The sequence below is a fragment of the Pseudomonas sp. V98_8 genome, from assembly GCF_029967975.1.
In the GTDB taxonomy this organism is placed as follows: Bacteria; Pseudomonadota; Gammaproteobacteria; order Pseudomonadales; family Pseudomonadaceae; genus Aquipseudomonas; species Aquipseudomonas umsongensis.
The window spans coordinates 1-10,863 of the sequence record NZ_JASCAE010000104.1; the positions used below are offsets into that span (position 1 = coordinate 1).

At 61.7% G+C, this 10,863-nt stretch carries 10 protein-coding genes; 1 reads left to right on the plus strand and 9 read right to left on the minus strand.

What is annotated here, in order from left to right; all coding sequences use genetic code 11:
* Positions 1–114: 114 nt before the first annotated feature.
* Positions 115–675 (plus strand): cytochrome b, encoded by a 561-nt coding sequence (locus QLG10_RS29110; protein ID WP_033043194.1) that lies wholly within the window; start codon positions 115–117, stop codon positions 673–675.
* An 11-nt stretch (positions 676–686) separates the two neighbouring features.
* Here QLG10_RS29110 and QLG10_RS29115 read toward each other — a convergent pair whose 3' ends face one another.
* The 9 genes from QLG10_RS29115 to pqqA all read right to left on the minus strand — a co-directional run bounded on the left by QLG10_RS29115 (position 687) and on the right by pqqA (position 10,693).
* A complete protein-coding gene (locus QLG10_RS29115; RefSeq protein WP_110754418.1) occupies positions 687–1,613 on the minus strand; it encodes a pyridoxal-phosphate dependent enzyme in 927 nt (308 codons plus the stop codon).
* Between the two features lie 155 nt (positions 1,614–1,768).
* A complete protein-coding gene (locus QLG10_RS29120) occupies positions 1,769–3,808 on the minus strand; it encodes an NADPH-dependent 2,4-dienoyl-CoA reductase (protein WP_282488449.1) in 2,040 nt (679 codons plus the stop codon).
* A 500-nt stretch (positions 3,809–4,308) separates the two neighbouring features.
* Positions 4,309–6,045, minus strand: a complete 1,737-nt coding sequence (locus tag QLG10_RS29125; RefSeq protein ID WP_282488450.1) for a NahK/ErcS family hybrid sensor histidine kinase/response regulator — start codon at positions 6,043–6,045, stop codon at positions 4,309–4,311.
* Positions 6,029–7,192: an alcohol dehydrogenase-like regulatory protein ErcA gene (gene ercA / locus QLG10_RS29130; RefSeq protein WP_282488451.1), complete on the minus strand. Its 1,164-nt coding sequence runs from the start codon at positions 7,190–7,192 to the stop codon at positions 6,029–6,031. The genes QLG10_RS29125 and ercA overlap by 17 nt, the downstream gene beginning before the upstream one ends.
* Positions 7,193–7,387: 195 nt before the next feature.
* Positions 7,388–8,530 (minus strand): pyrroloquinoline quinone biosynthesis protein PqqE, encoded by a 1,143-nt coding sequence (gene pqqE / locus QLG10_RS29135; RefSeq protein ID WP_188264977.1) that lies wholly within the window; start codon positions 8,528–8,530, stop codon positions 7,388–7,390.
* Positions 8,508–8,780 carry a pyrroloquinoline quinone biosynthesis peptide chaperone PqqD gene (gene pqqD / locus QLG10_RS29140; RefSeq protein WP_188264976.1) on the minus strand — a complete coding sequence of 91 codons (273 nt, stop codon included), beginning with the start codon at positions 8,778–8,780 and terminating at the stop codon, positions 8,508–8,510. Before pqqD ends, pqqE begins: the two co-directional genes overlap by 23 nt.
* Positions 8,777–9,529, minus strand: a complete 753-nt coding sequence (pqqC, locus tag QLG10_RS29145; RefSeq protein WP_188264975.1) for a pyrroloquinoline-quinone synthase PqqC — start codon at positions 9,527–9,529, stop codon at positions 8,777–8,779. The genes pqqD and pqqC overlap by 4 nt, the downstream gene beginning before the upstream one ends.
* 122 nt (positions 9,530–9,651) lie before the next feature.
* On the minus strand, positions 9,652–10,566 hold the full coding sequence (gene pqqB / locus QLG10_RS29150) for a pyrroloquinoline quinone biosynthesis protein PqqB (RefSeq protein WP_188264974.1): 915 nt from the start codon (positions 10,564–10,566) through the stop codon (positions 9,652–9,654).
* A gap of 55 nt (positions 10,567–10,621) precedes the next feature.
* A complete protein-coding gene (gene pqqA, locus QLG10_RS29155) occupies positions 10,622–10,693 on the minus strand; it encodes a pyrroloquinoline quinone precursor peptide PqqA (protein ID WP_003253598.1) in 72 nt (23 codons plus the stop codon).
* Between the last annotated feature and the right edge of the window lie 170 nt (positions 10,694–10,863).

Sequence of the window (10,863 nt, forward strand, 5' to 3'; positions counted from 1 at the left end):
GATCGCAGCCTGCGGCAGCTCCTACAGAGCATTCAGCGTCAAATAGCCTCAGGCAAACCCGGTGAAACAGGATTACAGTTAACGGTGGTTACACCCCCCTGTGAGGAACACCGTATGCCGTGGAAAAATTCCGACTCGCGCTACAGCACCGTTTCGATCGCGCTGCATTGGTTGATGCTGGTCCTGCTGGCATTGGTTTACGCCTGCATCGAGCTGCGCGGCCTTTTTCCCAAGGGTAGCGGTGGTCGAACGCTGATCGTGGAGTCGCACTTCATGCTTGGCCTGACCGTATTCGTGCTGGTCTGGCTACGCTTGTTCGCCCGCAGCCTCGGCCCGGCACCGCAGATCTTCCCAGCCTCGCCCCAGTGGCAAACCATGCTGGCCAGATTGATGCACTGGGCGCTGTACATCTTTATGATCGTCATGCCCATACTGGGTTGGCTGGTCACCAGCGCCAAAGGTAACCAGGTGATGTTCTACGGCTTCGACCTGCCCCTTTTGATCGCGCAGGACAAAGACCTGGCCAAGCAGATCCAGGGCTGGCACGAACTCGGTGGCACCATCGGCTACTGGCTGATCGGCCTGCACGCCGTCGCCGGGCTTTATCATCACTATGTGGTGGGCGATAACACCTTGTTGCGGATGATGCCCAAGCGGGTGAACAGGGACACTTGAGATCACCCGTATCAGGCTTGTGGATTGAAACCCCGCAGGCCTTGCAAGCCGCCCGTGTGAATAAAGATCAGCCGCGTACCCGGGGCAAACTTCCCCGCCTCGACCTGCTGCCTGAGCGCCAGCAATGCCTTGCCGGTGTACAGCGGTTCCAGGGCAATGCCGCTGGCTTGTTCGGTCCGCGCGATGAATTCGAGTAACGGCGGGTCAACCTTGGCAAAGCCTCCACGGCTGGCGTCGAACAGTTCATAAGACGAATGATTCACGCCCGCCTCCTCCACAATCCTTGCGACCTGCTGTGCCACGCCATGATCACCGGGCACCGCCAGGGCGCCATAGACCGGGTGCTCTCCCGCCTCGGCCAGGACCAGGCCCGCCAAGGTCGTGCCGGTTCCGCAGGCCAGCCACCAACCGTCGTAGCCGCTCCAGCCCAGTGCGTCCAGTTGCCGACAGGCCAATGCCTTGAGTTGCACGCAACCCTGTGCCCCCGGCAGCCCGCCGCCGCCTTCCGCAACCGCAAGCAGATCGGGATACTGCGCCAGCCATGGCTCCCAAAAACCCGCTTCATGCCGCGCCCGATAACCGCCATAACCAAGCCAGTGCAGTTGCATGCCCAACGCCTGCAAATCGTTCACCGTCGGCGTTTGTTGAGCATGTCCGCGCAACAGGCCGACCGTGGCGAAACCGAAACGCTTGCCGGCTGCGGCCAGCGCATGCAGGTGATTGGAATGCGCACCGCCGAGGCTGATGATGCCCTTGGCGCCTGCCTGGTCGGCTGCCTTGAGGTGTTCGGTGAGTTTGAACCATTTGTTGCCGCTGATCAGCGGGTCGATCTGGTCCAGGCGCAGGATGGCGACTTCGATGTCGGCGGTTTTGAGCCAGTCAAGATGGAGGGACTCGAGGGGGGCTTGGGGTAGCCAGTTGGAAGCAGAAGAAAACATTGGCGCCTGATTGAGCTCATGAAGAGTCAGCATTCTAGTCGCTCATAAGCAGCTATCGCGAGCAGGCTCGCTCCCACAAGGGTTCTCTGAACGACACAGATCCAATGTGGGAGCGAGCCTGCTCGCGAAGGCCATTGGCACGCGGGGCTTGCGGATTACAACTCGGCCGCCAACCGCGATCCCTGATTGATCGCCCGCTTGGCATCCAGCTCCGCCGCTACATCCGCGCCACCGATCAGATGCACGTTCTGCCCCGCCGCCACCAGGCCGTCCTGCAACTCGCGCAACGGGTCCTGCCCTGCGCAGATCACGATATTGTCCACCGCCAGCACCTGCGGCTCACCGGTTTCGCCGATGCGGATGTGCAGGCCTTCGTCGTCGATCTTCAGGTACTCGACACTGTTGAGCATCTGCACCTTCTTGTTCTTCAATCCGGTGCGATGAATCCAGCCAGTGGTCTTGCCCAGGCCGTCGCCGACCTTGGATTTCTTGCGTTGCAGCAGGAACACTTCGCGGGCCGGCGCATGGGGGGCTGCCTTGATCCCGGCGACACCGCCGCGTGCTTCAAGGTGCGTATCGATGCCCCACTCCTTCCAGAACTCATCGCGGTTCAGGCTGGTGGCCTGCCCCTGGTGAACCAGGAACTCCGACACGTCGAAACCGATACCGCCGGCACCGATCACTGCAACACGCTTGCCCACTGGTTTGCACTCAAGCAGCACGTCCAGGTAGCTCAGCACCTTGGCATTGTCCACGCCCTCGATCGCCGGCAACCGCGGCGCAATGCCGGTGGCCAGGATGATCTCGTCGTAGCCGCCCTCGACCAGCTTTGCCACATCGACACGGGTGTTCAGGCACACCTCGACGTTGGTGGTTTGCAGCTTGCGACCGAAATAACGCAAGGTCTCGAAGAATTCTTCCTTGCCCGGCACCCGCTTGGCGACGTTGAACTGACCGCCGATTTCGCTGGCCGAATCAAACAGCGTCACTTCGTGGCCACGCTCGGCCGCCACGGTCGCGGCGGACAGGCCGGCAGGCCCGGCACCGACCACGGCGATTTTCTTGACCTGCTGCACCGGCACATAGTTGAGTTCGGTTTCGTGGCAGGCACGCGGGTTGACCAGGCAACTGGTCAACTTGCCGCCGAAGGTGTGGTCCAGGCACGCCTGGTTGCAACCGATGCAGGTGTTGATTTCATCGGCGCGACCTTCAGCGGCCTTGTTGACGAAGTCCGGGTCGGCCAGGAACGGCCGCGCCATGGAAACCATGTCGGCATCGCCTTCGGCAAGGATCTGCTCGGCGACTTCCGGGGTGTTGATGCGGTTGGTGGTGATCAGCGGAATGTTCACCGAGCCGCGCAGCTTGGCCGTGACCTTGCTGAAGGCCGCGCGCGGCACTTTGGTGGCGATGGTTGGAATCCGCGCTTCGTGCCAGCCGATACCGGTGTTGATGAGCGTCGCACCGGCCTGCTCGATGGCCTTGGCCAACAGCACGATTTCTTCCCAGCTGCTGCCGCCTTCGACCAGGTCGAGCATCGACAGGCGGAAAATGATGATGAAGTTCGGGCCAACCGCCTCGCGTATGCGACGGACGATTTCCACCGGCAGGCGCATGCGGTTTTCGTAGCTGCCACCCCAACGGTCGGTGCGGTGGTTGGTGTGAGCGGCAAGGAACTGGTTAATGAAATAACCTTCCGAGCCCATGATCTCGACACCGTCGTACTCGGCCTGCTGGGCCAGGGTCGAGCAGGTGACGAAATCGCTGATCTGCTTCTCGATGCCTGCCTCGTCCAGCTCCTTGGGCTTGAACGGGTTGATCGGCGCCTGGATGGCGCTTGGCGCGACCTGTTTCGGGCTGTAGGCGTAACGACCGGCGTGCAGGATCTGCATGCAGATCTTGCCGCCCGCCTCATGCACCGCGCGGGTGACGATGCGGTGCTTGAGCGCTTCTTCCTCGGTGGTCAGCTTGGCTGCACCGGAATACACACCGCCCTCGTCGTTCGGACCGATACCGCCAGTGACCATCAAGCCGACACCGCCACGGGCACGCTCGGCGAAATACGCCGCCATGCGCTCGAATCCACCGGGCTTTTCCTCAAGGCCGGTGTGCATCGAACCCATCAGGGTGCGGTTGCGCAACGTGGTGAATCCCAGGTCCAGCGGGGCCAACAGGTGCGGGTAATGAGCGGCGGTCATCGGTAACTCCACAGCGAGCGATCACGGAAAAAGCGGGCGCTCTACGGCCCCCGTCAGTCATGTTCGACAGACTAAAAGCCGCACCGCCGGCACTCAATGACCGAAACTGACAACTTAATGATCGAAATGTGCAGTTGCGTTCACGCCGGCGCCCCCAACAACTGACTCAACACCGCTCGCAACTCATTAGTTTTCACTTCGATTGAAATTCTTTTCATTAAAAATGGGATCAGCTAGCTATAGCCAACTGTCTCGCCGCAACGAAGCCAGCATGGGGCGCCGTTTGTGGAATGTTTCATGTCGTGATGTCGGACCGTTGCTAGAGGAGTATCCGCGGTGCGGCGCTGAACAGTCCCGCTTCAAAGCGTACCCTCAAGCTTGGCGATACTTTTGGCCATGCAACTGCTACCGCTCATGCACCTAGCGACCTGAGCGATCTGAACAACCTTGGCAAGATGCCGGCCCGGGCACTGCGCACAAAGGAGATCCGCGACATGCCTTCAAGCTGGCGCCCCCAACAACTGACTCAACACCGCACGCAACTTGCTAGGTTTTACCGGTTTGTTCAGCAACGGCGCTTCGAGCCGTTGCAAGGCGCGCCGGCATTGATCGGTACGATCCGCGGTGATGATCACCGCAGGAATCGGCTGTCTGTAATGCTCGCGCAAATGCCTGACCACATCACATCCCACCACGCCGTGGTCAAGGTGATAGTCCGCCAGGATCAATTCCGGTGCCTGGCCCGCCAGGGCCGCCACCGCCGAGGCTTCATCGGTGGCCGTGACGACGTCGCAGCCCCACTGCCCGAGCAACGCGCCCATGCTCTCGAGGATGCTCACTTCATTGTCCAGCACCAACAAACGCCGACCCGGCAACGGATTACCCGTGCCCGGTTGAGGCGCCGTGAGGCTGATGGGCAACGGCACCTCACGGGAAATCGGCACCTCGATGCTGAACATCGAACCCCGGCCGGGCAGTGAATGCACCTGGATCCGGTAGTTGAGGATTTTTGCGATGCGCTCGACGATCGCCAGCCCCAGCCCCACGCCCTTGCGGTCGGCCGCGCGGCCAACGTCCAGTTGATTGAATTCGAGGAAGATCGAATCGAGGCGATCGGCCGGAATCCCGCGGCCGGTGTCCCACACTTCCAGGCGCAGCTTGTCGCCACGGCGCCTCGCCGCCAGCAGGATGCTGCCCTCGTCGGTGTAGCGGCAGGCGTTGCTGAGGAAGTTGCGCAGGATCCGGGTCATCAGGCGCAGGTCCGTGCAAATGGCGTAGTCGCCCATGTGCACCCGTAAACGCAACCCGGCGGCCTCGGCCACGGACTGGAACTCCGAGACCAGGGGCCCAAGCAACTCGTCGAGGCGATACAGAGCGACATCCGGCTTGACCGCCGCTTGATCGAGCCTTGAGATATCCAGCAAATCGGTGAGCAGATCCTCGGCGCCTTCCAGTGCCTGGTGAGTGCGTTCGACCAGCACCTGCTCGACCTCGGGCAGCTTGCGCTCACGCAAGGTGGAGATCAGCAACCGTGCGGCGTTGAGGGGTTGCAGCAGGTCGTGACTGGCGGCAGCGAGGTATTTGTCCTTGCTGTGATTGGCGGCCTGGGCGGCGTCACGGGCGTCGCGCAAGGCCTTGGCGATCTGCTTACGCTGGGTGATTTGCTGTTGCAGGTTGCGGTTGGCTTCCAACAGCTCATCGGTGCGCGCGGTCACGCGCTGTTCCAGTTCGTCGTTGAGTTGCTGCAGGCGTTGCTGGGCGAGTTTGCGTTCGGTGATGTCGGCGACGAATCCTTCCACCAGCCCTTCCTGGTCGGGCTTGAGCAGCAGGTTCATCAGCACGTCGAGATGGCTGCCATCCTTGCGCCGCAACTGGGTTTCATAGCCGTGCAAGCTGCCCTGGTGGGTGAGGATTTCGCCAATGTTTTCCAGCTCCTGCACACCGCCGACAAACAGATTGCTCGCCAGGTCCGCCAGGGAAAACAGCACCTCCTGCGGGTCTTGATAGCCAAGCATGCGCGCCATCGCCGGGTTGGCGGCGCGCATGCCGTCTTGCAGGCTGGCCTGGAAAATCCCGTGGACCGCGTTTTCGAACAACCATTTGTAGCGATTGCGCTCGGCTTCCAGTTCATCCAGGCGCGCGGCCAGCTCCGGGTAATGGCTCTTGCGCGCCGAATGATTGCCTAATCCGAGCAGGCCGGCCAATGCCCGTTGTTGCTCGTCAGAGGGCTTCGCCATAGACGACCTCGACATCACGCTGGCTGGATTCACGCGGGTTGGTGAGGATGCACGGGTCATCCATGGCGTGCTGCGACAGGAACGGAATGTCGGAGGTCCTGACCCCGTGCAAACCGAGGGTTTCATGGAAACCGATGGCGTGTTTCAGGGCGATCAGGTGCTCCACCAGGCGCCCGCAGATCTGCCGGTGATTGAGGCCCCGGCAGTCGATGCCGAACGTCTCGGCGATGACCTTGAAGCGGTCCGGCGCCGAGTCGTAGTTGAACGCCACGACGTGTTCGACCAGCACCGCGTTGCACAGGCCATGGGGCAGGTCGAGAAAGCCACCGAGACTGTGCGACATGGCATGCACCGCGCCGAGGATCGCATTGGAAAACGCCAGCCCGGCCTGCATGCTGCCGAGCATGATTTTCTCGCGCAGGGCGATGTCCGTCGGGTTGGCGATCATCTGCACCAGGTTGCCGTTGATCAGGCGCATGGCTTCCAGTGCATGGGGATCGGTCAGCGGCCCGTGCCCGGTGGAGACGAAGGCTTCGATGGCATGCACCAGCGCGTCGATACCGGTACAGGCCGAGAGGAACGGGTCCATGCTCAGGGTGGTTTCGGGGTCGATCAGCGACACGTCCGGTACCACCGCCTTGCTGACGATGGAGAACTTCATGCGCTCCTGCTGATTGGAGATGATCACGAATTGCGAGACGTCGGCCGAGGTGCCGGCCGTGGTCGGAATCAGGATCAGCGGCGGGCTCGGTACGCGGATGGTGTCCACGCCTTCGAACTCGAGGATGCTGCGGCCATGGGCGACGACTATACCGATGCCTTTACCGCAATCCATCGGGCTGCCACCGCCGACGGCGACGATCACATCGCAGTGATTTTCCCGGTACATCTCGGCACCGAGCATCACCTCCTCAACACGTGGGTTGGGAGAGACGGCGCTGTAAAGGCAATATTCGATGCCCAGGACTTGCAGGCTGGCTTCGACATCCGCCACCCAACCGGCGGCAATCACCCCGGGGTCGCTGACCACCAGGACCTTGCGCGCGCCAAAGGTCTTGGCGTAGTTGCCGACGTTGTGCCGGCAGCCGGCACCGAAGATGATTTCAGGCGAAACGAATTTACGCAGCTGACTGAGACTCTGGCTCATTGGAAAGCCTGTTTTTTATTGTTTTGGAAGGTAAGGTCCACACTAACCCATCCAGTGGTGAATGCAATCAGACCAATGGCTGGATTCACCGCAGATCCCTTGTGGGAGCGGGCTTGCTCGCGAATACGGTGTGCCAGTCGGCATATTCTTAACCTGACACACCGCATTCGCGAGCAAGCCCGCTCCCACAAGGGTTTATCCGCGGTAGATCAGGCGGGAAGCCTTCTCATTGCGCAACCTCAAGTGTTCCATACCCAGCCCTGGCGCATCGGCTTCCTCCCGGGCCTTGAGGATCACCCCGTGATGAGGCGACTTGCTGCACACCGGGTCGGCGTTCTCGGCATCGCCCGTCAACATGAACGCCTGGCACCGGCACCCACCCAAATCCTTGTGTTTTTCATCGCAGGAACGGCAGGGTTCCTTCATCCACTCATGGCCGCGAAAACGGTTGAAGCCAAACGAATCGTTCCAGATGTGCTCGATGCTGTGCTCACGCACATTGGGAAATTGCACGGGCAATTGCCGGGCGCTGTGACAAGGCAACGCCGTGCCGTCCGGGGTGATGTCGAGAAACAGGTTGGCCCAGCCATTCATGCAGGTTTTCGGGCGTTCTTCGTAGTAATCCGGGGTGACGAAGATCAGCTTGCACGGATGGCCCTGGGCCTCAAGACGCTCGCGATACTCGTTGGTGATGCGCTCGGCGCGTTGCAATTGCTCGCGCGTCGGCAACAGGCCGACGCGATTGAGCTCGGCCCAGCCATAGAACTGGCAGGTGGCCAATTCGACGAAATCCGCTTCCAGTTCCAGGCACAAATCAATGATCCTGGCGATGTCATCGATGTTGTGTCGATGGGTGACGAAGTTCAGCACCATCGGATAGCCCTGGGCTTTCACCGCCCGGGCCATCGCCAGTTTCTGCGCGAACGCCTTGCGCGAGCCGGCGAGCATGTTGTTCACCGCTTCGTCGGCGGCCTGGAAACTGATCTGGATATGATCGAGCCCGGCGACCTTGAAGTCCCGCACCTTCTGCTCGGTCAGGCCGATGCCCGAGGTGATCAGGTTGGTGTAGTAACCCATGTCCCGGGCGGCCTTGATCAACTCGGCCAGGTCTTGCCTTACCAGTGGTTCGCCACCGGAAAAGCCCAACTGCGCGGCACCCATGTCCCGCGCCTCACGGAATACCCGGATCCATTCCTGTGTGTCCAGTTCCTCGCCGTGCCGGGCGAAATCCAATGGATTGGAGCAATACGGGCACTGCAACGGACAGCGATAGGTCAGCTCCGCCAACAGCCACAACGGCGGTCCCGGTAGCGCGTCATTCGATCCAGAATTGCGCATGGGCCACCTCCAGGAAGGCCAGCACGTCCTCGTCGATCCCCGGTACGTCAGGAAAACTCGCCGTCAGCTGATCGATGATCGCCGCGACGTTGCGCTGGCCGTCCACCAGTTCGAGAATCTGCCCGGCACTGGCGTTGAGTTTGATCATGCCTTCGGGGTACAGCAGCACATGGCAGTCCTGGCGCGGTTCCCATTGCAGGCGAAAGCCCCGGCGCAATGAGGGTGACTGCTCGCGATCGATCAGGCTCACAGGGCAATCCCCCGATGCCAGACGTTGTCCCGGGTGACGGTGTGATACGGCGGACGCTCCAGCTCATAGGCCATGCTCATGGCATCGAGCATGCTCCACAACACGTCGAGCTTGAATTGCAGGATCTGCAGCATGCGTTGCTGGGCCTCGAGGGTGACGTAGTGTGCCAGGGTGATGCGCAAGCCGTGTTCGACATCGCGCCGGGCCTGGCTCAGTCGCGTGCGGAAGTAGTCGTAGCCGGCGACGTCGATCCACGGGTAATGGGTCGGCCAGGCATCGAGTCGCGATTGATGGATCTGCGGTGCGAACAGCTCGGTCAGCGAGCTGCTCGCCGCTTCCTGCCAACAGGCACGACGGGCGAAATTGACGTAGGCATCCACGGCGAAACGCACGCCGGGTAGCACCAACTCCTGTGACAGGATCTGCTCGCGATCGAGCCCCACCGCCTCGCCCAGCCGCAGCCAGGCCTCTATGCCACCTTCGCTGCCGGGGACGCCATCGTGATCGAGGATGCGTTGCAGCCATTCGCGGCGCACTTCACGGTCGGGGCAGTTGGCCAGGATCGCGGCGTCCTTGAGGGGGATGTTGACCTGGTAGTAAAAGCGATTGGCGACCCAGCCCTGGATCTGTTCGCGAGTGGCGCGGCCGGCGTACATCGCTTGATGGAACGGGTGGTGGATGTGGTAGTAGGCGCCTTTGGCACGCAGGGCCTGCTCGAATTCGGTGGGGGTCATGGCTGTATCGGTCATTGCGGGTCTCCGGGGAATCTTCGGTGTCTGATCCGGCCTCATCGCTGGCAAGCCAGCTCCTACGGGGTTTTGCGGCGTACACGAACCTGTAGGAGCTGGCTTGCCAGCGATGGGGCCATCAGCTACAGCTCAATACTCATGCCGTCATAAGCCACCTCGATCCCCCGCCGTTCCAGCAACGCCCGCTCGGCCGAGTCTTCATCGAGGATCGGGTTGGTGTTGTTGATGTGGATCAGCACCTTGCGCTGGCGGGGAAAACCTTGCAGCACTTCCAGCATGCCGCCGGGACCGCTCTGGGGCAGATGGCCCATGTCGCTGCCCAGGCTTTGACCGACCTCGCAGATACGCATCTCGTCATCGCGCCATAGGGTGCCGTCCAGCAACAGGCAATCGGCGCGCTGCATCCAGGCCAGCACTTGATCATCGACCTGGCCCAGGCCAGGTGCGTAAAACAGCGATGCGCCGCTGCGTTGGTCTTCAACGAACAACCCGATGGTGTCGCCCGGTTGCGGATCACCGCGATTGGGCGAATACGGCGGTGCGTTGCTGACCAGGGGAATCGCGTGAAACCGCAGGTGCGCGCAGGCGCCGATACTGAAGGGTTCGCGATCCAGTGCAACCGGTTGCCACTGCAACCCACCATTCCAGTGCCTGAGCATGGTAAACAGCGGGAAACCGCTGCTGAGATCCTGATGAACCCGCTCGGTGCACCACACCGCATGTGGGCAGCCTTCGCGCAAGCTCAACAGGCCGGTGCAGTGATCGATCTGGCTGTCCAGCAGCACCACGCCGGCGATGGCGCTGTCACGCAAGCGTCGCGCCGGTTGCAGCGGCGCAAAACTCTCGAGTTGCGCGCGGATGTCCGGTGAAGCATTGCACAGTACCCAGTCCACCCCGTTGTCGCTCAGGGCAATCGAGGACTGCGTGCGACGCCGGGAGCGCAGGCTGCCATTGCGCATACCGGCGCACTGGCGGCAGTTGCAGTTCCACTGCGGAAAACCACCGCCAGCAGCGGAGCCGAGAACGCGGATGTGCATGGGCAATGCTCCAGAAGGCAGGCCCGGCCAACGCAACGGCTGGCCGGGTGGTCAATCAACGGTTGGCGAAATACATCGTCACTTCGAAGCCAATGCGCAGATCGGTAAACGCGGGTTTAGTCCACATGGGTCATTCCTCTTCTTGTGCCGGGCGATTCCGGTAGAGCCATTAATGCACGGGGCACCGGGCGCCCGAATGCTACTTTCGAAGGAGGTTTGGGGGGGCTTTGGTAGGGGGGGGCAGACACACAAAACCAATGTGGGAGGGGGGGGGGGGGGGGGGGGGGGGCGGGGGCG

Bases quoted from the DNA above. Each gene is read 5' to 3' on its own strand.
- QLG10_RS29120 (WP_282488449.1), bottom strand. From the start codon at position 3,808: ATGACCGCCGCTCATTACCCGCACCTGTTGGCCCCGCTGGACCTGGGA.
- pqqB (WP_188264974.1), bottom strand. From the start codon at position 10,566: ATGCACATCCGCGTTCTCGGCTCCGCTGCTGGCGGTGGTTTTCCGCAG.
- QLG10_RS29115 (WP_110754418.1), bottom strand. From the start codon at position 1,613: ATGTTTTCTTCTGCTTCCAACTGGCTACCCCAAGCCCCCCTCGAGTCC.
- ercA (WP_282488451.1), bottom strand. From the start codon at position 7,192: ATGAGCCAGAGTCTCAGTCAGCTGCGTAAATTCGTTTCGCCTGAAATC.
- pqqC (WP_188264975.1), bottom strand. From the start codon at position 9,529: ATGACCGATACAGCCATGACCCCCACCGAATTCGAGCAGGCCCTGCGT.
- QLG10_RS29125 (WP_282488450.1), bottom strand. From the start codon at position 6,045: ATGGCGAAGCCCTCTGACGAGCAACAACGGGCATTGGCCGGCCTGCTC.
- QLG10_RS29110 (WP_033043194.1), top strand. From the start codon at position 115: ATGCCGTGGAAAAATTCCGACTCGCGCTACAGCACCGTTTCGATCGCG.
- pqqE (WP_188264977.1), bottom strand. From the start codon at position 8,530: ATGCGCAATTCTGGATCGAATGACGCGCTACCGGGACCGCCGTTGTGG.